Source organism: Priestia megaterium, from assembly GCF_009497655.1.
GTDB classification, from domain to species: domain Bacteria; phylum Bacillota; class Bacilli; order Bacillales; family Bacillaceae_H; genus Priestia; species Priestia zanthoxyli.
Map to the genome: position 1 here is coordinate 4,454,508 of NZ_CP023317.1, position 22,874 is coordinate 4,477,381.

Here is a 22,874-nt window from a genome sequence, read left to right on the forward strand (position 1 = left end):
AGGTCAAGGGGCGAAAAGTCTTTTGTACTTTACGCGGTACCACCCTCGTTTGTAATCGTAATGATTACCTTATGAATGTATACTGTACATTCTTTTTGATAACGAGTGCTTTGGAAGTACACTCGGTCGCCCTTACTGAATTTCAGGGTGACACTCTGAGGTGAGTTCATTTTGACTTGGTAACGCCGGCTTCCAGCAACCCGACTCTCTGTTGATACCTAAACATCAAAACTACTTATCCTCTTCAACGTTTTAAAACGCTATATGCTTTTTGAACAATGCTTTACACATCATATTTTAAATTAATTACAATTAATTAAAATTTTTAGAAAACTTATATTTGAGGACTATCTTACGCCCATTTCTATGCATAGTCAACCACTTTTCAAGATTTTTTTAGACAATTTAGACTAAACAGAATATTTGAATGCGTTTTCATTATTGATGCAATAAGGGTTTATAGCCACTCAAAAAGTTTTTCTGAAACGTTCATTTGTACACACTGAATGAACAAACATTCACTTTTAAGATAAATAAAAAAATCCCGGCTTTTACTAAAAAGTAAAAGCCGGGATTTTTTTCTAGACGTCCCAGGAGAGATTCGAACTCCCGACCGACGGCTTAGAAGGCCGTTGCTCTATCCTGCTGAGCTACTGGGACATAATGTTAAACTGTATCAAAGACAATACTTATTATATTCAAATATAATTTAAAAGTCAACGTTTTTTTGAAATTTTATGAGAAGAGAGGTAAAAAACCTTCTCTTCTCCCTATATTTGGCTATATTATGCTGAAAGTGTACAGGTTAACTGCATGCTAGGAATATGTTTACCGCTTATATCGTAAAACTGCACGGTAGCTTCTGTACCATCCATTACTAGTATAGCATACGTACGTTCTTTTCTCATACGAGGAAGTAACATACTTCCTGGATTGATAAATAAAACTCCGTCCATGAGCTCAGCTCCCGCTATGTGAGAATGCCCAAAACAAACAACGTTTGCCCCCACTTCTCTCGCTTTGTAATGCAGATTCATCATAGACATTTTAACATTATATAAGTGACCGTGTGTAACCAGACACGTGGCTTCTCCAAGTGACTCTACTCGATCATTGACGTAAGATGCATCATAATCACAATTTCCTCGAACGCCTAAAAACGAAGACATTTCTTTGCTGTCTTGTGGCAGCTCAGAGTCACCACAATGAATCATCTTATCTACATCAGCATGTCTTTCTCTGATAGTGAGCAGTTCTTCTTGTAACCCGTGGCTATCGCTTACAATTAATAGTTTCACACGTCATCACTCCTTCTAAAATTGCGCATCAATTAGCGGTGCTAGTTTTTCTAACGCATTTGCTCGGTGACTAATTTGATTTTTTTGTTCTTTAGACAATTCTGCCATGGAGCAGTTCCATTTTTCTACAAAGAAAATAGGATCGTATCCAAAGCCGTTCTCGCCTCTTTTTTCTTCCAAGATGCGCCCTTCACACGTGCCTTCTACAAGCTCTGTTCTCTTTCCAGGCACTGCAATAGCAAGCGTACAATGAAAACGTGCCGTGCGCTTTTCAAACGGCACGTCATGTAATTTTTGAAGTACCTTCTCTATATTAGCATTATCATCTTTATTTTCACCAGCATAACGCGCGGAATAAACGCCTGGCTCTCCGTTTAAGGCATCAATAGCAAGCCCAGAATCATCGGCAATAACCGGCTTATTTAATGCTGATGAAATGGTTTCTGCCTTTAGCGTGGCGTTCTCTGCAAATGTAACGCCCGTTTCTTCCACGTCCTCAATTTCAGGAAAATCAAGAAGCGATGTTACTTTAAATCCCTTCGGTGAGAATAGTGTTTCAAAATCCTTTACTTTGCCTGCATTTTTAGTTGCAATAATGATTTCACGCACGTCAATCCCTTACCTTTCTTTAACCGGAATGTAAGCAGCCAGATGATCAAGAACTTTCTTTTGCTGTTCAATCAATTGATAAACACCCTTTTCCCCTAAATCCAGAAGATGGTTTAACTGTTCTCTCGAAAACGTCGATTCCTCTCCCGTTCCCTGTAATTCTACAAACTGTCCGCTTCCTGTCATCACAATATTCATGTCAACTTCCGCTGTCGAATCTTCTTCATAATTTAAATCTAAAATCGAATTTTCTCCATGGATACCTACTGAAGTCGCAGCTAAATAGTCACGAATAGGAATTTCTGTCAGCTTGTTCTCTTCAACCAGCTTTCCAAACGCTAAAACCATAGCCACAAATGCACCTGTAATCGATGCTGTTCTTGTTCCGCCATCTGCTTGAATAACATCACAATCAATCCAAATGGTCTTTTCTCCGACCTTTTCCAGGTCGACTACAGAACGAAGAGCTCGTCCGATCAGACGCTGAATTTCCATTGTTCGTCCTGTGACTTTACCTTTTGTTGATTCGCGTATATTTCTTTGTGCCGTAGCTCGAGGCAGCATAGAATATTCAGCTGTAATCCATCCTTTTCCTTGTCCACGCATAAAAGGAGGCACTCTGTCGTCTATGCTTGCTGTACAAATAACCTTTGTGTCTCCCACCGAGATTAATACAGATCCTTCTGGATGCTTTAAGTATGAAGTATGAAGAGATACAGGTCTCAATTCATTAAATTCCCTACCGTCCAAACGCATTAAGCATGTCCTCCTATTAATTCATTTATATGTAATAGCTTCTTCCATTTTAACTATAAAACAGCGGAAAGAGGTCGCTATTTCAGCAGACCTCTTTCTACTTAGTCCTTTACTAGTATAACAAAAATTTGTTTTTAAAAACTACCTGTGTTCACATTTTTAGGTCTTGAAACTGGCTCCGTTAGCTTTTTCCCTTTTTCATCTTTTAGCGTTTTTTTGCCATTCACCTTAATGGCAACGCTGTCTACGGCTTTTTGTTCCGTCAGCGATAACACCAAGGAGTCGAGAACATACTGAGAAATTTCCGTTCCTTTTAAATTTCCAAAGATGTTTTTATTAAAGTTCAGCGTTAACTGACCGTCCGCATACTTTGGAGCTGCTACGAGCTTTGCATCAGGATTAAAATCTGTCACTAAACCTGATGCAGGCGCAGGTCCTTCTACAAGCTCGTTCACAATTGCAGTGTACATATCTTTGTCACCAGAAGCAATTCGTTTTGTAACAGGAACATAGTAAGTTTGTTTGCCCTCTTGAGCTAAGTAATAGATCGTAACTGGCTTCGTTTGGGTTACGTCAACTACTCCAGTATTATCAAAGTTAATGCCATCTGCTCTGCTCAACCCTTTACTGATTGGTGTATGATTTACAGGCATCTCATCTTTATCATAGCCGTTAATGCGAATTTTAACTTTATTTACGCCTTCAAACTGCGTCAGCGTCCACGTTACGGCCTGCAGGATACGGAGTTCATCTTCTTTTTTATATTCAGCAAATTCAGGTGAAAAATCTGCTACCATCGTGCCGTCACTTTCCAGCTTTGTCCCTAAAACTCTTGTATCAGCAGGAAGAACCGCTCGGAAATTATTTGGCAATAAGTTTGTGACTGGTCCACCCTCTACTAAATATTCAAGAGACTGTTTAGCGACACCTTTTGATTTAGGAATTTCAAGCGTCTGGGGAACAACGTACCCGTTTTTATCAATCAAGTAAATTTCTCTTTTGGTAGGCGCAGATGTTTCTGCCGCTTTACTTTGTTTTTTATTAGCTTCCGTTACTTTTGCTTCAGTCGCTAATGATTTTTCATCTTTCACATAGGTGACATCCTTTGGCGGATCAATTTCCTTTGCTGCGTTATCCCCTCCGAAAAGTCCACAGCCGGATAACAACACAGATGTGGTCACCACGGCGGATATGAGAACAAATTTGGTCTTTTTGGACATTCCTTTCCCTCCTCAGACTGTTTGTACTACTATGTATACGAGCTTATTTGCATTTTAGACCAGCTCAAACAAGTTTTTGGCCACAAAAAAAACCGAGCTTAATATGCTCGGTTTTAAAGCTTGATATGCTCAACATTATATACAGGGTGCTCAAACCATTTAGATGCAATAGATTGAAACAGTTCTGTTGAGCCTGTTGTATAGAAGTAGTGTTCGGGCTCCATGCTTCTAGGAGCTAGTAAATTGCTATAAGAAAGAATGGCACTTACCTCTATTGCCGTTTCTTCACCAGAACTAATTAACTGAACTCGAGGCCCAATTGCTTCTTGAATAACTGGCTTTAATAACGGATAATGCGTACATCCTAAAATAAGGGTATCCATATCTGTATGATAAAAAGGTTTTAATGTTTCTTTTACAATTCGCTGCGCTTCCGGTCCTTCATAATTACCGCTCTCTACAAGAGGTACAAACAAAGGGCATGCTAAATTTTCCACTTCCACTCTCGTATGAAGAGCGCGGAGTGCATGTGTATAGGCTTGGCTTTTAACGGTTCCGTTTGTGCCGATTACGCCTATTTTATGATTTTTAGTTACTTTAAGCGCAGCTCGTGATCCTGGTTCAATGACGCCTATAACCGGAATATCGAGCTGTTCTTGAATTTCATCTAGTACAACTGCCGTAGCCGTGTTGCACGCAATAACAAGCATTTTAATATCTTTAGCTACTAAATAATTAGTCATCTCCCATGTGAAAGCTCGTACTTCTTCACTGGGACGAGGACCGTATGGGCAGCGGGCTGTATCTCCAATGTACATAATTTGTTCTTTCGGAAGCTGTCTCATAATTTCCTTTGCTACCGTTAATCCGCCCACACCTGAATCTATAACACCAATTGGTCTACTCAAAACAATCGCCTCATTTTTCTTTCATTTCATCATGTAATTTTCGTAACGTTACTCGTAAAACTTCTGTTTCACTAGGAGAGAAGTTTGCCAGTACGCCATTTAAATACGTTTGTCGCTTTTCAATTACTTCTTCGATAACACGTGCTCCTTCAGGAAGCAAATGAATACGCACTACGCGGCGGTCTTTCGGATCTTTGACCCGAACCACCAACTTATTTTTTTCCATACGATCTACTAAATCTGTCGTTGTACTACAAGCGAGAAAAATCCGATTTGATAAATCGCCAATCGTCATATCTCCACGTTCAAACAGCCACTGCAAAGCAATAAACTGAGGTGGCGTAATCGTATAGTCTTCTAAAATTTCTCTTCCTTTTTGCTTCACAATAGCTGCAATATGTCGAAGTGACTTTTCTAATTCTGCCACTGTATCCTCATTATTTTTTGCTGTCATACCGTAATCCTTTCCACCTATAAGTCTTATTTTCTATTATTTCTTTCAGTTAAACCCGTCTCTATTGTTTCTCTTTTCTATTTTATATTGTGCTCTTTTTTCGGTGATTTTTCAAGGTTAACATGAGGATTCTACAACGTTCAGCATTAAAAAACAGCTGCTCCATAAAAGGAGCAGCTGTTTCTATTAATTATTGATATACAGCTCGAAAACTGAGCTGAAATCTTTTGTTGTGTAGGCTGTTTTTTTATCTAATAACCAAGAAAACGCGGCTTCGTTAATTTCTTTAAATTCACCAGCAACACTTCCACTTGTATTTCTTGTACTGCTTAGCGTAGAAGAAGCTAGCTGAATGCTTTGTTTAGCAAAATCGAGCGCAATTTCATTTTCACGCGTTATTTCAGACATTTTAAACAGCGCTTTATATAAATCTTTTACCTCTTCTATATGCTTTTTGTGTACATCGATAGAAAAAGTTTCCGAGCCAATTTTAAATTTAATTTCCACATCTAAATCGACAGTTCCAGCCGTTTCTAGCATTACGTTTGAAATGTGATTTGTGCTGTAGTTATAGCGGCGAAGCATTCGCTTTTTACTTGTAGCACTTGTTCCATCAAGGTGAATGAGCGCTTTATTGGTAAAGCAATATTCATCTGACTTTGATTTGATTAGAAAATAAATTTTTTCTTGTTCTTCATGCATAACGTAATCGTCTGCATCTACCTTGTCATAATCAACTGGCTTAATAACAGAACCAATATCACTTAGCCCCAATACATCAGCAGCTACTTTTCCAAACATTTCTCCATCTCCCTTTTAAAAACGATTGTGTTATTTTCATGTTTTAAGTGTACTGTGCAAATGAGGGGATGTAAATAAAAAAAGGAGCTTCTTTAAAAGAAGCTCCCCATTTATTAAAAGAACAAATTTAAAATCATATAGATAAGTGCAGCTAATGAAGCTGAAATTGGCAATGTGATAACCCATGTAATCACCATGCGCTGTGCAGTTCCCCATTTTACACCTTTCACTCGGTGAGCAGAACCTACACCTAAGATAGAAGATGAAATAACATGAGTAGTACTGACAGGTAGATGAATAAACGTTGCTCCAAAGATAATGGCAGCACCCGTTAAGTCCGCAGCTACTCCATTAACAGGACGAATTTTCATAATTTTACCGCCAACGGTTTTAATGATTTTCCATCCACCAATTGACGTTCCAAGCCCCATTGCAACCGCACAAGCCAGCTGTACCCACCACTGAATCTCAGTACCGCTTTGCATATTGTTAGCAATAAGCGCTAGCGTAATGATACCCATTGCTTTTTGCGCATCATTCGTACCGTGTGTGTAAGATTGTAGAGCTGCAGTCAGGATTTGAACGCGGCGAAAACGCTTATTCGTTTTCGTCAAGTTATGGTTTTTAAACGTTAGCTTGATAATCGTATAGACAATATAACCTACTACAAAGGCTAGAACTGGTGAAATTAGAAGGGCTTCAATGATTTTGATGAAACCTTTGTAATTTAAAGCACCAAATCCAGCAGCTGCAATAGCTGCTCCTGCAATCGATCCAATAATTGCATGAGAAGAACTACTCGGGATACCGAAATACCATGTGATTAGGTTCCACGCGATAGCAGAAATTAATGCTGCTAAAATAACGACAGAACCATTTTGAAGCGTATAAGGATCAACGATATCCTTTGTAATCGTTTTGGCTACGCCCGTAAACGTCATAGCCCCGACAAAGTTCATGGTTGCGGCTAAAAGAATTGCATGTCGCGGTTTTAAAGCTTTGGTTGAAACAGAAGTCGCAATGGCATTAGCTGTATCGTGAAAGCCGTTGATAAAGTCAAAACCAAGTGCACCAACTACAATTAGAATGGTTAATATTAGCATTGAATCCATTATACTATAGCCCCGTTACGCATTCTTCATAATAACTGATTCTAAGTTGTTCGCAACCGTTTGACAATAATCCGCGATTTCTTCTAGCGTTTCATAAATTTCTTTATATTGAATAACTTTAATTGGATCTTTACATGTTGCAAATAATTGTTTTAGTGCACGACGATATAATGTATCACAATGTGACTCATACTCTTTAATTTTAATTGCATGCTCACTAATTTGAAGAAGCTTTTTCTCAGACAACAAATTAATAGTAATTAAAATTTCTTCAGCACAGCCTTGAATATTTTTAACAAATTCAGCTACATATTCATCAAATGTCGTAATTGAATGAATTTCCATTAAAGCAGCAAAGCTATCGATGCCATCAAGTACATCATCCATGCTCATCGCTAGCTGTAAAATATCTTCACGCTCAATTGGAGTAATAAATGCTTTGTTCAACTCAGTAATCACTGTATGCACGTATTTATCACCTTTTGATTCATACGCTTTTAAAACGTTGGCAAATTCCTTTAGGTCAGATACATTTTGAAGTTCAAAGCTGCCTAAAAACTCCGCTGAGTCCTTAATATTTTGGGCAATGTCCATTAACATTTCAGAAAACTTGTCTTTTTTTCTTTTGATCACGTTGCAATCCTCCATCCAATTTATCGAAACTTTACCACTCGTTTTTTCTCTCTATCTTTTTATATGTGTTCTAGTTTCTTTTTTCATTTAAAGTAATGGATAAAACCTAGCTGTTCATTACTATAACGAGAGAAACCACCTCTCTTGTGTATCAAAAAATTCTAAAAAAACAAACGTTTACCAGAGCAAAAGTCCCAAAATGTGGTTCTTTCACCTATAGGTTATGCGATTCATTTTTTTACGCCAAGTCAAAAATTACTCCTATTATTGTTAATTGTCAATAACTTTTCAAACACATTTTTTTAGGCTTCTTTACAATACATTAACAATAATACGTTGATTCCTTTTAAAATAAGGGTTTTCAGAGTTTGTATAAAATTGGGATTTACAAAAACTTAACATTACTCCCCTTGTGTAAATAATAAAAGCCAGCTCTTTTAGAACTGGCTTTTATTATTTACTTATTATATTGCTGAAATACATTTTTTACTTTCGGCACGACGTAATGACTTCCGCCTTTATCCTCTACCCCTTCAACCATCATTGAAACGAGTAAGTTTTTCTGTTTTGTGTCCACAGCTACAAACCATCCGTTTTCCTGCCCTTTTTCACCTTGAGTTTTCTTTAGCTCTGCTGTTCCCGTTTTTCCAGCCAAGGTTAACCCATCTATCTTTGCTGCATGACCCGTACCGTTTTTATCTTCAATGACATCAACTAAATCATTTTGAATTAATTGCGCCGTTTCTTTAGATATTACTTGTTTTTTCCATATTCCACTCTCATCACCGTTCATAAGAATAGGCTTTACTATATTTCCATCGTTTACAATCGATGTATACATCAATGCCAAGTGGAGAGGATTCACTTGCAGTTTCCCCTGGCCATAGCCAGAGTTTGCTAATACTCCCTCATCTTTAATATCTTGATCACCTGCAATTTTAGACGTTTCAAAAGGATAATTAACAGGCAATTTTTGATTAAACCCAAACTGTTTTAAACCACTGTTAAATTTGTCTAAACCTAGCTTCAAAGCAGTCTGCGCAAAATAAATATTATCAGATGTAACATAAGCATCACGTAAATTAACATTCGGTTTGCTGCCCACTCGTGTTACGTAGAAATTTCCCCAGCTTTTATCTTTCTGCCATTTCTTCCCGCTGATTGATATACTTTCATTTGGATTTAGCACGTCTTCATCAACCGCTAAAGCTCCGGTGACTAACTTAAATGTAGATCCCGGAGAATACGTTTTGGTAAAACGATTCATTAACGGCTTATTAGGATTCGTTGAAAGGGATTGATACGTATTAGCATCGATTCCAAAAGAAAAAGAATTCGGATCAAAAGCTGGCGTGCTTACAAGACCTAATATTTCTCCCGTTTTAGGTTGAAGAGCAGTAGCTACTCCTTTTTCATCTTTTAACTGTTCATAAAGGGATTTTTGAACATTCGTGTCTACCGTAACCTGAATGCTTTCCCCGTCTTTTGGATTCACTTTTGCAATTTCATTCTTTTTATTATCATCTTTATCTACAGTATAAATCGTGACGCCGTCTCGAGCACGAAGCTTATCTTCATACAAAGACTCTAAGCCAATCATTCCAGCTTTAGACTGAGCATTATAACCTTCATCTTTATGCTCTTTTAAATATTCCGCTGTGACAGGCGCAACGTATCCAACTAAATGAGCACACGCTTCTTCACAAGGATATACGCGCGCATTTACCTTTTTTTGTTGAATGCCTTCTACTTTTTTCAAAGAATTCTCTAAATTAGAGGCGTCTTTTTGACTAACTGTTTTAATAGGAACAAATTGATTCTCTTTCACCCAAGAAGCGCTCAGTGCTTGATTAATACTTTTTTCCGAAAGAGCAAGAGTCTTGCTTAATTGTCGTATCGCTTGCTCGCCGCCTTTAGAAAACTGCTGGGGAACAACTCCAACTTGAATCGCTTCTCCGTTTTGAGCTAAATATTTCCCTGAACGATCCATAATTTCTCCACGCACAGCTGACTGAGTAGCTACTCTTACTTGCTCTCCTTGCTCAAGTCCTTTAAAAATCATATTAGGCTTCCAATTAATATACCAATTCTCTGTATCCCCTTGTTTTTCTTGAACCACAGCAGCATTTTCTTTAAATGAGATTTCACCGGCTACAGAGTTCATGTTTACTTCAAAAGGTAAAACAGCTTTATGGTCTTTTATTTCTAAGTCTTCTATTTTACTTGCCTTCACTTTAAGCTTGTCCGCTTCAATTGCATCATAGATATTTTTATATCGATTTACAAAGTCTTTTTCTGAAATCGTCTTTTTAGCATCTTTAGACAAGTATCCATACATACCTTCAAAATCTTCTTTATTCCACATGGCTACATATTTATCAAATCGATTCTGTGCTTTCTGTTGATCATTTGAGCAACCGGCAGTTATGAGTAAGAGAATTGCCATAGTAAAAAATAGCCACCCAATTCGTCTCATGATGATTTTCCCCCTTTTTTCAATACCATTTCTATCATATAAAATTTTACATAAACTTTCCATCAGAAAGTTACACCCAGGAATTAATTGGTATTACAACCCACTTAATTTACATATCGACAAAAAAATCAATAGGTAAATAAGAAAAAAATTGAACATTTTGTGAATATTTTGTGTCTTTTTTGGAAAGTATTTGATATAATAAGTGTAAGAAGAAAAAGAATAGGAGGCGACTAAAATGAGAAGATTCTTACAGTTTTACTTTATGTTTAGTTCTCTGTTCTGTTTTGGAAGCGTTTTCGTCCTACTTATGTCTCAAGAATATTATTTTGCACCGTTATTCCTCACACTGGGCTGTTTAAATATTTTTCTCTTTAAAGTATATATTCAAGAAAGTCGAAAAGATAAACAAGCTGCACCTGAAAAACCAAAACCAACAATTTAACGGACTCGTCTCTCGGCTGAGATGAATGTAAAAGAAGAACCGGTGAAAAATTCACCGGTTCTTCTTTTACGAGGTTGAAGCTTTTGGAAACCTATCGTTTGCAATAATCTCACCGATGCTTTCACTCTTTCCTTCACCCTCATCAATATTTAAAAGCGGGAACAATAACTCTCCTACGTGATAAGCTTCTTCTAAATGCGGATAGCCTGATAAAATAAAAGATTCAATTCCTAAAGCTTCATATTCTTTTATTCGTTTCGCTATATTTTCAGCACTGCCTACCAGGGCAGTTCCTGCACCTCCCCGGACGAGCCCCACACCTGCCCATAAGTTAGGGCTAATCGTAAGTTCCTCTCGGGTTCCTCTATGAAGGCTCGCCATTCGCTGCTGCCCAACTGAGTCATACCTTGCAAAAGTACGCTGTGCAGCTTGAATTGTGTCGTCGTCCAAATGCTGAATTAATCGATCGGCTGCTTCCCAAGCTTCTTCTTCCGTTTCCCGTACAATAATATGCAAACGAATCCCAAACTTAACGGTTCTGCCTTCTGCTTCTGCTTGCTTTCTCACAGCCGTTATTTTTTCTCTTACTTGTTCAGGAGGCTCTCCCCACGTTAAATACACGTCAGAATGTTTTGCTGCAACTTTTTGTCCTGCGGGTGAAGATCCGCCAAAATAAATAGGTGGAGAAGGTTTTTGAACAGGTGGATACAACAGCTCACTGTTCTCTACATGAATATGTTTTCCTTCATAATTAACCGTATCTCCAGCCAATAACCCTTTCCACACATCTAAAAATTCATCCGCAGCTTCATAACGTTCATCATGTGATAAGAAAAGGCCGTCTCCGGCTAATTCTGCTGGATCTCCTCCTGCTACTACGTTAACTAGTAAACGACCGTTTGAAATTCGATCAAGAGTCGAAGTCATGCGCGCTGCCACGGAAGGAGCCATAATGCCCGGACGTACAGCTACTAAAAATTTCAAACGCTCTGTTTCAGGTATAAGTGAAGCAGCCAATAGCCACGGGTCTTCGCATGATTTCCCCGTTGGAATCAGAACTCCTTCAAATCCTAACCGGTCAGCTGCTTGAGCAACTTGCCGAAAATATGAATAGTCTGCTGAACGACCTCCTCGATTTGTCCCTAGATATCTTCCATCTCCATGGGAAGGAATAAACCATAACATTTTCATGATTCAACACTCCTTTTCGTTTGTTCTAGATGATATTCAAGCTCTTTTAATGAACGTTTAATTCTCGCTTCTGCTTCTTCCGCAATAAACTCAATTTCATTTTCTTTCGTATAGGCCACCTCAGAATCAACAATATAAACTCCATGAATAAGAGCAGTAGCTCCTAAAACGGATAATGTCGGCTTAAATACATAATCAAGAGCCAGTAGATGAGCAATGGTTCCCCCTGTAGCTATCGGCAGCACGGTTTTATTGTGCAAACCTTTTTCAGGTATTAAATCTAAAAATGTTTTTAAGATTCCTGTGTAGCTAGCTTTATAGATTGGGCTGACAATAATAACGGCATCAGCATCTGCCACTTTCTTTTGAGCTTCTTGAATCGCAGGGCTAGAAAAGTTAGCATATAGTAAGTCTTCAGCTGGTAGATCGCGGACATGCACGGTTTTTACTTCATGTTTTTCATTTTGCAGATATGCTGCAATATACTCACTTAAAGCAGCTGACCTTGATTGTTTTGAAGGGCTTCCCGTAATAATTGTAAACTGACTCATTATCATCTCTCCTTTTAACTTATAAAACTGATAGATTTACAAGGATTAATAAGTATATAAATCCTTCTTTTATTTTTCACCTGCGTAGCTGTCTCTCCATTTAAGAAGACGCTTTTCTAATACTCGGACAAATGAATCAGTTAATTTGCCTACAACAGCAAAAATGATAATTCCGACAAAAACTACATCTGTTTGAGAAAACTGCCTAGCATCCATAATCATATATCCTACACCTTCACTTGCTCCCATTAATTCAGCTACTACCAGTCCGAGCCATGCAATACCTAAAGACAATCGGACACCAAGTAAAATATTAGGAAGAGCGGCTGGTAAAATGAGTTTCGTGATTTGTTTCCATTTACTAAATTGCAGAACACGCGCAACATCAAATAATTTCGAATCAACGCCGCGAATGCCTAAATACGTATTAACATAGATTGGGAAAAACGCACCGTTTGCAATTAGCAATATCTTTGAAATTTCCCCAAAGCCAAACCATAAGATAAATAAAGGAGCCAAGGCAAGGTGAGGAACAGTTCTAAGCATTTGAATGGATGGATCCATATAGTGCTCCGTTTTCTTTGAGAAACCGACAATAACACCAAATAGTAAACCTAGACCAGCTCCAACGGCAAAACCTATGGCAGCACGTAAAATACTGATTTGAAGATTAGCTCCGAGTTCTCCCGATACGATGAGCTGTTTGAAAGAAAGTACAATATCAACAGGTGTAGGAAGAACGGTTTTAGATACATAGCCCGCAGAACCAATGATTTGCCACACGACGATAAGCAAAATTGGCACGACGAGAGAACGAAGGAAAATTCCCTGCTTATTTTTCGCTTCTTCCTTTCTTTTTTTCACTTGTTGCAAGTGAGCTGCTGAAGACTGGACATGTCCTGAAACCACGGATGTTTTACTCATTTTCATCACCTCATTTTTCTTTTAATGCTTTTTCAATAAATGAATTATCAACGACATCTCCTGTATCAATTTTCTTTTTAATAACGCCTAAAGATTGTTGAAAATCAGCTGTTCGCTGTTGTTCTGCAATAATTTCTTTAGAGGTTGGGCGATTATAGGCAGGATTATTTTTTAACACTTGTCTTACTACATCTTTATCTAGATTTTTTTGTTTTGCTAGAATATCCACAGATTCTTCAAAATGTTCGTTTTGCCATTCAAGTGCTTTTTGATAAACTTGTAAAAACTTAACGACTAACTCTGGATGATCTTTTGCAAAGCCTTCTCTTACAATAGTAAAGCCTGGTGAAGCAACCTTTAACGAATCGCCGTCTGCTAAAATACGAGCTTCATTTTTTAAGTTTTGCAGGGAGATAAACGGTTCCCAAATTGACCATGCATCCACTGACCCATTTTCAAATGCTGGCTGAGCTTCGTCTGGCTGAAGCTGAATAATCTTTACGTCACTTGGCTTCAACCCATTTTGATCAAGAGCTCTGTACAATAAGTTAAAACCGCTGCTGCCTTTCGCAACCGCAATCTTTTTACCTTTTAAATCTTTTACGCTTTTAATCTTGCTGTTTTTTCCTACTAAAATAGCATTTCCTTTTAATCCGTCGCTCGAATTAGCAATTTCTAAAAATGGAATATCTGCCCCTTGACCAGAAATAACCGGTGAGTTTCCAACTTGGCCGAAATCCAAGTGTCCAGATGCTAACCCTTCAAATTGCGGAGGACCGCTTTGAAACTCTGTCCATTTAACGTTTACACCTATTTTTTTAAATTCTTTTTCAAACCATTTTTGGTTTTGTGCCAGCATTAAAGGTCCTAGGCTTTGTTGAATGCCAATATTGATCGTAACGTTTTTCGAATCTTCGCCGCTCGCTTTTTCTTTCGTCCCGCACCCAGCCAATGCGAGAACAAGTACAATAGCTGCAGTTAAAAGTAGCTTTTTCATCTGTTCTGTCTCCTTCTCTGTCTGATTGAATCTTTAATGTTCTCCTGCTTCTTCAAATTCTTTCAGCACTTGCTGCCTTAGCTGCTGAAAAGGTAGTTCTGTCTTTTTTCGCGGATGACTAATTTCTACTGGAACAACCCGACTAATTTCTCCTGGTCTGGCACTCATAATCACAATTTTAGTTCCTAAGTAAATGGATTCATCTAAATCGTGGGTAACAAAAATCATGGTTGTTTTTTCTTTTTTCCATATGTCTAACAGCACATCTTGCAGATGAGTGCGAGTAAAAGCATCCAACGCACCAAACGGTTCATCTAACAATAAAACCTCGGGATTTCTTAAAAGAGCACGCGCAATCGCAACTCGTTGAGACATCCCCCCAGATAGTTCTCGAGGATAAGCTTTTTCAAATCCTTTCAGCCTGACAATATCAATTAGCTCATCTACGCGGCGCCGAACTTTCGAATCTTTCAGCGATAAGTCAGCCGCTATATTTTGCTCCACATTAAGCCACGGGAACAAGCGGTGTTCTTGAAAGATCATTCCTTGTTTAATGCTAGGTCCGGCTATGTGCTTCCCGTTGATTTCAATGCGCCCTTCATAATCTATATCAAGTCCAGCGATCATTTTAAGCAGCGTACTTTTTCCGCATCCGCTCGGACCAATAATGGTAATAAATTCACCTTTATTAATCGTAAGATTTACATTTCGCAATGCTTGAGTTACTTGTTCTCCTTTTTGAAATGAGCGGTTAACCGATTGAATCACGACACTCACAGCAATTCCTCCTCCTTGAATTTTTAAATCAAAAGCTATTTCACCTAAAAACATAAAAGCTCCTACCTAAAAAAGGTAGGAGCTTTCGGTTGACCGATCAGCCCGTTGCTATAGTTAACTGATTTGTTATTGGATTATTTTGAATTTTATCATATTAATCCGATTTGTCAACTGTGTTTTATATATTTTATCCATTAGATTCTTGAGGATTTGGTTTTTTCCATTTAAATATTGAGTTTAAAAATCCGTATATATGCTTAGACTCCTTCGTTAACAAAGGACCAATAATAGCTAAAATCAATACATAAAGCGCAGCGAATGGCTGAAGGATGGCCGATAATCCTCCTTCAATTCCGATGTTAGCCATAATGATTGAAAACTCACCTCGTGACATGATTGTTAATCCAATATTGGTAGAAGCCTTGTGTGACAGCCCGCTTTTTCTTCCTGAAATCATACCGGCTGTAAAGTTACCAATAATCGTAAGCGCAACTGCTCCAAGGGCAAGCCAGCCTGCATCCCAGAGCGTGAGAGGATCAATACTTAATCCGAAGCTGAAGAAAAAGATGGCTCCAAAGAAATCACGAAACGGTACGACAAGATGTTCAATCCGATCGCGATGTTCTGTTTCAGAAAATACAAGCCCAAGCAATAATGCTCCAATTGCTTCTGCCACGTGAATTGTTTCTGAGAAGCCTGCCACAAAAAACAATACCGCAAAAACGACGATTATAAAGATTTCATTCGATGAAATATTTAAAAGTTTATTTAGTAGAGGCGTAGCTTTTCGAGCAATGATAAAGAACAGCATCATATAGCCAAACGCAATTAAAATAGATGTTAAAGATCCAGCAAGCGATCCGTGGTCTCCAAGCACCAACCCTGAAACGACAGAAAGATAAACCGCTAAGAAAATATCTTCAAACATGATGATCCCTAATATCAATTCCGTTTCTGGATTTGCCGTTCGTTTTAAATCAACCAATACTTTTGCGACAATTGCGCTGGACGAAATCGTAATAATTCCAGCGATAATCAGCACTTCAAGAAGAGGATTTCCTGTCAGGTATCCATACAATAATCCTAAGGTAAAGTTAATTAAAATATAAATAGATCCTCCCACCGCGATGGACTTACCTGATTTAATTAACTTTCCAACTGAAAATTCTAACCCTAAATAAAAGAGTAAAAAGAGAACTCCAATTCTCCCCATAAATTCAATAATCTCTTGGCTTTCAATAAACTTTAAACTGAATGAGCCAAACTCAGGAGCATGGGGACCAACCGCCATGCCCAGCAGAATGAGGAATGGAATAATCGTAAATTTAAATTTATGTGCTAGTATAGCCGCTAAAGCGACTAGTAACAAAGCTGTCCCAACTTCAAATACTAAATGATCCAATTATGAACTACCTCCTTGTGAAAGCAATTCTTTAATGAGCGTTTTTAAATTTCCTCTTTCACCAGAGATGACAAGCGTATCTCCTTCTTCAATTAACGTATCTGGTCCTGGGGTGGATAATTTTTTTTGCGTGTTTTTAATGACAGCGATGATTGTGACATCATAGTTGCTGCGAACGTCAATTTCGCCAATTGTTTTACTGTGAGCTTTGGCCTGTTTTTCAACTTTGTACCATTCAATCACTAAGTCATTGAATGCCACTTCAATGGTTTCCATTGCTTTTGGCTTGTAAATCATGCCGCCTAAAATTGCAGCTAGCTGTCTTGATTCCGTATCTGTTAACGTAATGTCAAAAATGCTTTCTTCTAAATCTTTTTGATCGAAGTGGTAGATTTCGCGTCGTCCATCATCATGAATAATAACGACCACACGGTTTCCTCCGCTTGTCTCAATTTCAAATTTACGGCCGATTCCTGGTAATTCCGTTTCTTTAATCATCATTGAATGATCACTCCTATAAAGTTTTTAAGAAGAATATTAAATTTTCATTGCATTATTTGTATAGAAAATCCCCATGACAAATAAGCCTAAGAATAGTAGGTAATTTTAGGTTTGAAGAAAAGGCTGCTGAAATTTCAACCTTTTTTATTTAATTGAGGTAACTTGATTGAAAGATTTTTGGATAAAAAAGTGTTTTCTTGAGGAAAAAATACGCAATTTGATGCGTCGGAATGATGAGCTTGGTACTCACCCATACTAAAGCAAAAGTTACTATCACACTTTGTATTAGAGATCCTATTTGTTTGACGCTGTGCTTAGCTCCTGGAGACATGTGCACGATATCCGTGTAATGCTGTACCGAACTTTTTGTGACCTTTACTTTTTCAAAGTCATTATCAATAAATTTATCTGGCAAACTCGCAAAAGGCAAGCAGAATATCATGCATAATAATACCCCTAACCATACATTTTTCATCATCTCACCTCTCTTTCTTTTGAAGTAGTATCTCCTTACTTAAAAGTATACGTACTCTGAAATTCAATTTCAAGCAATAAGTTTCTTTTATAAAGATTTACCTTTTTTATAATATTTTCTTAATGATATTCTTTTTAGATACATATGCGATACTTAAAAAAATATACAAAAAGCTGGCTTTCTAAAAAGAAAGCCAGCTCATGTTATAGTTCAAGTTCTCCCATTCGAAGGAGTTCTACGACTGCTTGAGAACGCCCCTTGACTCCAAGCTTTTGCATCGCATTAGAAATATGATTTCGAACTGTTTTTTCGCTAATGAATAGTTCACTCGCGATTTCTTTTGTTGTTTTGTCCTGTACTAAAAGCTCGAATACTTCTCGTTCACGCTTTGTAAGTAGCGGTTTAGGTTGAAACTCTTTTTCTTTCAATGTAACCCTCCTTGCCTGATCCTGAGTTGAACTATCGGATGGGTGTAAATTTAGTCAACATATCTTATGTGCGGTATGCCTACGCGGTTACTAGTTTTAGAAAAAATATGCAAAAAACTCTTTTTTACCTTTGAAAAAGAAAAAAAGCCTGAAGAAAGAGCCTTCAAGCCATTTTTATATAGTCGATAAACACCTTTTCATCTCTTCATTCCAAGGCACGCTTTTTCCTGTTTCTTTAGAAATTTGCACCATTGTTCCTCTCCCCGTGAGTACAACCTCTCCTTGCTCATTTTGAATCATATAGTGTAAATCAACCGAAGAACGTCCGATTTTATGGGCCTTTACAAAAACAGCTAGCACGTTGCCAAAATACACTTGTTTGACATAGTCGCACTGCAAATCAGCCACCACCGGTATCGTTCCCTCATACTCACTCGTCCACTTTTGCATAAAGCCAATATGGTGAAAGAATTCCGTACGTATTTGTTCAAAATAAACAAAAGGAACCGTATTATTTAAGTGCCCAAACATATCTGTTTCCGAAAATCTTACCTTGATTTTCTGCTTAAACGAAAATGACTCTTTCCAGTGATCCATGTCTTCAATATACGAAATATTATTCATCTGTATTTCCTCCGTTCGTCATAGACAAAATAAAACCTCTCCACGTGGAGAGGTTTTGAGTGGTTATACTTGATCGCTACCAAAGAAACTTCTGAATGCTTGAATTGTTGTGTCGCGGTTCAAAGCTGCGATTGAAGTAGTCAATGGAATTCCTTTTGGACATGATTGAACGCAGTTTTGAGAGTTCCCGCAGTTCGCTAGCCCTCCATCACCCATAATCGTCTCTAAACGTTCTCCTTTATTTAACGCACCGGTTGGATGGGCATTAAACAAGCGAACTTGAGAAAGCGGTGCTGGACCGATGAAGTTTGACTTGTCGTTTACGTTTGGACAAGCTTCTAAGCAAACGCCGCATGTCATACACTTGGATAACTCATACGCCCACTGACGTTTCTTTTCAGGCATACGCGGTCCTGGTCCTAAATCGTATGTGCCATCGATCGGAACCCAGGCTTTTACTTTTTTCAGTGAATCAAACATACGGCTGCGGTCTACCTGCAAGTCACGAACAACAGGGAATGTTTTCATTGGCTGCAAGCGAATCGGCTGTTCTAGTTTATCAACAAGAGCTGTACATGACTGACGAGGTTTACCGTTGATAACCATTGAACAGGCTCCACATACTTCCTCTAAACAGTTCATTTCCCAGTTTATCGGAGCAACCTCTTTACCTGAAGCATCAACAGGGTTACGTCTGATTTCCATCAGTGCTGAAATAACGTTCATATTCGGACGATACGGAATTTCAAACTCCTGATTGTAAGGAGCAGATTCAGCTGAATCTTGACGTGTAATAATGAAGCGCACTGTCTTTTGGACTGTTTGTTGTTCACTCATTGATTAACGAACCCCCTCTTGTTGTTTTTTTGGTTTTTCATCTTTTTTCTTTGTGTAGTCGCGCTTACGCGGTTTGATTAACGATACGTCTACCTCTTCATAATGGAAAGAAGGAGCCGTTTTCTTATCAACGAAAGATGCCATTGTTGTTTTTAAGAATTCTTCATCGTTACGATCTGGGAAATCCGGCTTATAATGAGCACCGCGACTTTCGTTACGGTTGTAAGCTCCAAGCGTTACAACACGTGAAAGCTGGAGCATGTTTTGAAGCTGACGAGTAAATGTTGCCGCTTGATTACTCCATTTAGCCGTGTCATTAATGTTAATACGATCATAGCGTTCAATTAATTCTTGAATCTTTTCATCTGTTTTTAACAGTTTGTCATTGTATCGTACGACTGTCACGTTGTCAGTCATCCATTCCCCTAGCTCTTTATGAAGAACGTATGCATTTTCTGTACCTTGAAGATTCATGATATTGTTCCATTTCTCTTCTTCTTCTTTCACATGACGATCATATACGCTTGAAGAAATAGCATCTGCGCTCTTTTCTAAACCATTGATGTATTCAACGGCTTTAGGACCAGCAACCATACCGCCATAAATAGCTGACAATAATGAGTTTGCTCCTAAACGGTTCGCTCCGTGCTGCGAATAATCACACTCACCAGCTGCGAACAAGCCAGGGATATTTGTCATTTGATCGTAATCCACCCATAAACCGCCCATTGAATAGTGTACGGCTGGGAAAATCTTCATTGGTACTTTGCGCGGATCATCGCCCATGAATTTTTCATAGATTTCGATGATACCTCCAAGTTTAATGTCTAGCTCTTTTGGATCTTTATGTGAAAGGTCCAGATAAACCATGTTCTCTCCGTTAATTCCTAACTTCTGCGCTACGCAGACGTCAAAAATTTCACGAGTTGCAATATCACGAGGTACTAAGTTACCGTATGCCGGATATTTTTCTTCTAAGAAATACCAAGGTTTACCGTCTTTATATGTCCAAACGCGTCCGCCTTCTCCACGAGCAGATTCACTCATAAGACGAAGCTTATCATCTCCCGGGATAGCAGTTGGATGAATTTGAATAAACTCTCCGTTTGAATAGTATGCACCTTGCTGATACACGATAGATGCCGCTGAACCTGTATTAATAACTGAGTTCGTCGATTTTCCAAAGACAATACCAGGTCCACCTGTAGCCATAATAACCGCATCAGCTGGGAACGTTTTAATTTCCATTGATTTTAAATTCTGTGCAGAAATTCCGCGACAGCTGCGCTCATCATCAAGAACAGCACCTAAGAATTCCCATCCTTCGTACTTTGTCACAAGTCCGGCAACTTCATAGCGACGAACCTGCTCATCTAATGCGTACAATAACTGTTGACCCGTTGTTGCTCCAGCAAAAGCCGTACGGTGATGCTGCGTTCCGCCAAATCGTCTGAAGTCTAACAAACCCTCAGGAGTACGGTTAAACATAACACCCATACGGTCAAGTAAGTGAATAATACCAGGAGCTGCTTCACACATTGCTTTTACAGGTGGCTGGTTGGCTAAAAAGTCTCCGCCATACACTGTGTCATCAAAGTGTTCCCATGGTGAATCTCCTTCACCTTTCGTATTTACGGCTCCGTTGATTCCACCTTGCGCGCAAACTGAGTGAGATCTTTTTACCGGAACTAGTGAAAATAAATCTACTTGCTTGCCAGACTCAGCAATTTTTATTGTTGCCATCAAGCCAGCTAAACCGCCACCGACTACGATGATTTTTCCGTTACTCATCGGAACCCCACTCCTTCAAAACCTTAATTTTATGCAAATGCGAATAATGTACGAACACCTACGAATGTAAGTGCTAAGAAGATTGCTAATGTCACATAAGTTGAAATTCTTTGAGAACGTGGTGTTACAGTTAACCCCCAGCTAACTCCAAATGACCATAGACCGTTTGCAAAGTGGAAGATCGTAGATACAACACCAACTATGTAGAATGCAAACATTGCTGGGTTGCTTAAAATTCGTTCCATCATTTGAAAATCTACTTCTTTTCCAAGCGCAGCTTGTATTCTGGTTTCCCATACGTGCCATGTGATGAAGATAAGTGTGATTACACCTGAAACACGCTGAAGGATAAACATCCAGTTACGGAAAAATCCATAGTTGTTAACGTTTGTTTTAGCAGTGAATGCGATGTAAAGACCGTATATTGCGTGAAAAACGATTGGTAAGAAAATAATGAAAATTTCTAGAGCATAGCGGAAAGGTAAGCTCTCCATGAAGTGAGCTGCTTGATTAAATGATTCTTCTCCCTTTGTCGCGAAATGATTCACAACTAAATGCTGTGTTAAGAAAATCCCGATTGGTATTACTCCAAGTAGTGAATGGATTCTCCGATATTGAAACTCTCTGTTTGCCGCCATCTGCGTAGACCCCCCTTAGTTAAATGAACATAGTTTGTGAAGAACTTTCTTACTCCCACTAGACAAATAGATTAATCGTGAATACAGGAAATGAAAACCTTTGCATTTCCTAATAAAGTATGTGACAGGTTAATTTTACTCCCATCGATTAAGAGCGTCAAGGCAAGATGTTTAAATCTTCTATAAAATATAAATTTATAAAATTTTATATTTGTTAACGCTTACTACATTGATGTTAAAGATTTTTTCTTTCTATTATAATATCGCTTGCCACAGTTAAGTAAGCGTTTACTTTATACTTTTATTGTAAACAAGTTCACAAAACATTTACACAGGTAAAAGTACCCTTTTAAAAGTAATTTTATGGATTTTTTATCTTTACATCTAACTCTTTTTACCATAATAAAGATCCTCTTACATTTTATTAAAAAAATGCGTGAGAGGTTTTTTAGATTTGTATATAATAGTAGTAAAGAAAGAGGGGAAAGCATGAGCAATTTACAAACAGAATCACAGCAAGAACTTGAAGAGACGATGGAAACATTAGAACCTAATGCCGCAGCTGAAACAGAGAGAGCTCTTGATCACGTTCCATATTTTGGATACAGTCTTTTGCGTGACGTGTTGATTCCAGAGCTTCTTGGAGACGAAACGAATACCATCTCATACTGGGCAGGAAAACACCTTGCGCGTAAATATCCATTAAATACAATGGATGAAATCGTCGCTTTTTTTAAAGCAGCTTCCTGGGGAACACTGACGCTTGCCAAAAAAGATAAATATTCACTAGAGCTTGAGTTATCAGGTGATGTGGTCAGCAAAAGATTTCAGCAGGAAACTTGTTCATTTCATCTTGAGTCAGGATTTGTGGCTGAACAGATTCAGCGTCAAAACAACTGCCTAACAGAAGCCTACTTAACACCTAAAGAAAAGAACGGAAAAGTGCTGATTTCCGTGCAGTGGGACCGAAAAGATATCTTACCTACCGAAACCCGTGCGGAGCGTTATAAAAAGTAAGAAATACGT

Annotated in this window: 25 protein-coding genes, 1 tRNA gene and 1 other annotated feature; of the genes, 2 read left to right on the forward strand and 24 right to left on the reverse strand. The window is 38.3% G+C overall.

From position 1 onward, the window contains the following. Nucleotides 1-3: 3 nt before the first annotated feature. Nucleotides 4-257 (reverse strand) — a binding site (T-box leader). A gap of 329 nt (nucleotides 258-586) precedes the next feature. The 11 genes from CEQ83_RS22815 to CEQ83_RS22865 form a co-directional block, all read right to left on the reverse strand. Continuing rightward, nucleotides 587-660 (reverse strand) — tRNA-Arg (locus CEQ83_RS22815). Nucleotides 661-785: 125 nt separating this feature from the next. Continuing rightward, nucleotides 786-1,298: a metallophosphoesterase gene (locus CEQ83_RS22820; protein ID WP_028411739.1), complete on the reverse strand. Its 513-nt coding sequence runs from the start codon at nucleotides 1,296-1,298 to the stop codon at nucleotides 786-788. Nucleotides 1,299-1,313: 15 nt separating this feature from the next. Continuing rightward, the gene (locus CEQ83_RS22825) at nucleotides 1,314-1,907 is read right to left on the reverse strand and encodes an XTP/dITP diphosphatase (protein ID WP_028411740.1); all 594 of its coding nucleotides are present in this window, start codon (nucleotides 1,905-1,907) and stop codon (nucleotides 1,314-1,316) included. 9 nt (nucleotides 1,908-1,916) lie between these two features. Continuing rightward, entirely contained in the window at nucleotides 1,917-2,663 is a 747-nt protein-coding gene (gene rph / locus CEQ83_RS22830; protein WP_028411741.1) for a ribonuclease PH, read from the reverse strand. A gap of 134 nt (nucleotides 2,664-2,797) precedes the next feature. Then, the gene (locus CEQ83_RS22835; RefSeq protein WP_155017516.1) at nucleotides 2,798-3,883 is read right to left on the reverse strand and encodes a GerMN domain-containing protein; all 1,086 of its coding nucleotides are present in this window, start codon (nucleotides 3,881-3,883) and stop codon (nucleotides 2,798-2,800) included. Between the two features lie 113 nt (nucleotides 3,884-3,996). Next, nucleotides 3,997-4,791, reverse strand: coding sequence for a glutamate racemase (racE, locus tag CEQ83_RS22840; RefSeq protein ID WP_099331313.1), 795 nt, complete (start codon nucleotides 4,789-4,791; stop codon nucleotides 3,997-3,999). Nucleotides 4,792-4,801: 10 nt separating this feature from the next. Further along, on the reverse strand, nucleotides 4,802-5,245 hold the full coding sequence (locus tag CEQ83_RS22845; RefSeq protein WP_013059382.1) for a MarR family winged helix-turn-helix transcriptional regulator: 444 nt from the start codon (nucleotides 5,243-5,245) through the stop codon (nucleotides 4,802-4,804). A 186-nt stretch (nucleotides 5,246-5,431) separates the two neighbouring features. After that, complete coding sequence (locus tag CEQ83_RS22850) at nucleotides 5,432-6,046, reverse strand: PH domain-containing protein (RefSeq protein ID WP_013059383.1); 615 nt, start codon at nucleotides 6,044-6,046, stop codon at nucleotides 5,432-5,434. Between the two features lie 113 nt (nucleotides 6,047-6,159). Then, a complete protein-coding gene (locus CEQ83_RS22855; RefSeq protein WP_028411744.1) occupies nucleotides 6,160-7,158 on the reverse strand; it encodes an inorganic phosphate transporter in 999 nt (332 codons plus the stop codon). A 15-nt stretch (nucleotides 7,159-7,173) separates the two neighbouring features. Next, complete coding sequence (locus CEQ83_RS22860; RefSeq protein ID WP_029711160.1) at nucleotides 7,174-7,806, reverse strand: DUF47 domain-containing protein; 633 nt, start codon at nucleotides 7,804-7,806, stop codon at nucleotides 7,174-7,176. Nucleotides 7,807-8,248: 442 nt separating this feature from the next. After that, nucleotides 8,249-10,267 carry a penicillin-binding transpeptidase domain-containing protein gene (locus CEQ83_RS22865; RefSeq protein ID WP_108674322.1) on the reverse strand — a complete coding sequence of 673 codons (2,019 nt, stop codon included), beginning with the start codon at nucleotides 10,265-10,267 and terminating at the stop codon, nucleotides 8,249-8,251. A 238-nt stretch (nucleotides 10,268-10,505) separates the two neighbouring features. Between CEQ83_RS22865 and CEQ83_RS22870 the strand changes: the two genes are divergently transcribed. Next, a complete protein-coding gene (locus CEQ83_RS22870) occupies nucleotides 10,506-10,712 on the forward strand; it encodes a hypothetical protein (RefSeq protein WP_013059387.1) in 207 nt (68 codons plus the stop codon). A 66-nt stretch (nucleotides 10,713-10,778) separates the two neighbouring features. On the opposite strand, the gene ssuD is transcribed toward CEQ83_RS22870, so the two are convergent. The 13 genes from ssuD to CEQ83_RS22935 form a co-directional block, all read right to left on the reverse strand. Further along, nucleotides 10,779-11,903, reverse strand: a complete 1,125-nt coding sequence (gene ssuD / locus CEQ83_RS22875) for an FMNH2-dependent alkanesulfonate monooxygenase (RefSeq protein WP_033579638.1) — start codon at nucleotides 11,901-11,903, stop codon at nucleotides 10,779-10,781. Next, nucleotides 11,900-12,454, reverse strand: coding sequence for an NADPH-dependent FMN reductase (gene ssuE / locus CEQ83_RS22880; RefSeq protein WP_028411747.1), 555 nt, complete (start codon nucleotides 12,452-12,454; stop codon nucleotides 11,900-11,902). Before ssuE ends, ssuD begins: the two co-directional genes overlap by 4 nt. Nucleotides 12,455-12,523: 69 nt before the next feature. Next, nucleotides 12,524-13,378: an ABC transporter permease gene (locus CEQ83_RS22885; RefSeq protein ID WP_028411748.1), complete on the reverse strand. Its 855-nt coding sequence runs from the start codon at nucleotides 13,376-13,378 to the stop codon at nucleotides 12,524-12,526. Nucleotides 13,379-13,388: 10 nt separating this feature from the next. Then, nucleotides 13,389-14,375 carry an aliphatic sulfonate ABC transporter substrate-binding protein gene (locus CEQ83_RS22890; RefSeq protein WP_028411749.1) on the reverse strand — a complete coding sequence of 329 codons (987 nt, stop codon included), beginning with the start codon at nucleotides 14,373-14,375 and terminating at the stop codon, nucleotides 13,389-13,391. 33 nt (nucleotides 14,376-14,408) lie between these two features. Beyond that, nucleotides 14,409-15,206 (reverse strand): ABC transporter ATP-binding protein, encoded by a 798-nt coding sequence (locus CEQ83_RS22895; RefSeq protein ID WP_098626993.1) that lies wholly within the window; start codon nucleotides 15,204-15,206, stop codon nucleotides 14,409-14,411. Between the two features lie 133 nt (nucleotides 15,207-15,339). Continuing rightward, entirely contained in the window at nucleotides 15,340-16,554 is a 1,215-nt protein-coding gene (locus tag CEQ83_RS22900) for a cation:proton antiporter (protein ID WP_028411751.1), read from the reverse strand. Continuing rightward, nucleotides 16,555-17,055, reverse strand: a complete 501-nt coding sequence (locus tag CEQ83_RS22905; protein WP_013085158.1) for a cation:proton antiporter regulatory subunit — start codon at nucleotides 17,053-17,055, stop codon at nucleotides 16,555-16,557. A 148-nt stretch (nucleotides 17,056-17,203) separates the two neighbouring features. Then, a complete protein-coding gene (locus CEQ83_RS22910) occupies nucleotides 17,204-17,530 on the reverse strand; it encodes a hypothetical protein (protein WP_028411752.1) in 327 nt (108 codons plus the stop codon). Between the two features lie 203 nt (nucleotides 17,531-17,733). Beyond that, nucleotides 17,734-17,958 carry a spore germination transcription factor GerE gene (gerE, locus tag CEQ83_RS22915; protein ID WP_013059396.1) on the reverse strand — a complete coding sequence of 75 codons (225 nt, stop codon included), beginning with the start codon at nucleotides 17,956-17,958 and terminating at the stop codon, nucleotides 17,734-17,736. Between the two features lie 174 nt (nucleotides 17,959-18,132). Next, entirely contained in the window at nucleotides 18,133-18,582 is a 450-nt protein-coding gene (locus tag CEQ83_RS22920; protein ID WP_028411753.1) for an acyl-CoA thioesterase, read from the reverse strand. A gap of 63 nt (nucleotides 18,583-18,645) precedes the next feature. Beyond that, complete coding sequence (gene sdhB / locus CEQ83_RS22925) at nucleotides 18,646-19,419, reverse strand: succinate dehydrogenase iron-sulfur subunit (protein ID WP_013059398.1); 774 nt, start codon at nucleotides 19,417-19,419, stop codon at nucleotides 18,646-18,648. 3 nt (nucleotides 19,420-19,422) lie between these two features. Continuing rightward, on the reverse strand, nucleotides 19,423-21,210 hold the full coding sequence (gene sdhA, locus CEQ83_RS22930; protein ID WP_013059399.1) for a succinate dehydrogenase flavoprotein subunit: 1,788 nt from the start codon (nucleotides 21,208-21,210) through the stop codon (nucleotides 19,423-19,425). A gap of 29 nt (nucleotides 21,211-21,239) precedes the next feature. Continuing rightward, nucleotides 21,240-21,848 carry a succinate dehydrogenase cytochrome b558 subunit gene (locus CEQ83_RS22935; protein WP_028411754.1) on the reverse strand — a complete coding sequence of 203 codons (609 nt, stop codon included), beginning with the start codon at nucleotides 21,846-21,848 and terminating at the stop codon, nucleotides 21,240-21,242. Between the two features lie 489 nt (nucleotides 21,849-22,337). On the opposite strand from CEQ83_RS22935, the gene CEQ83_RS22940 reads away from it, so the two are divergent. Continuing rightward, nucleotides 22,338-22,865, forward strand: coding sequence for a YslB family protein (locus tag CEQ83_RS22940; protein WP_028411755.1), 528 nt, complete (start codon nucleotides 22,338-22,340; stop codon nucleotides 22,863-22,865). Nucleotides 22,866-22,874: the final 9 nt, after the last annotated feature.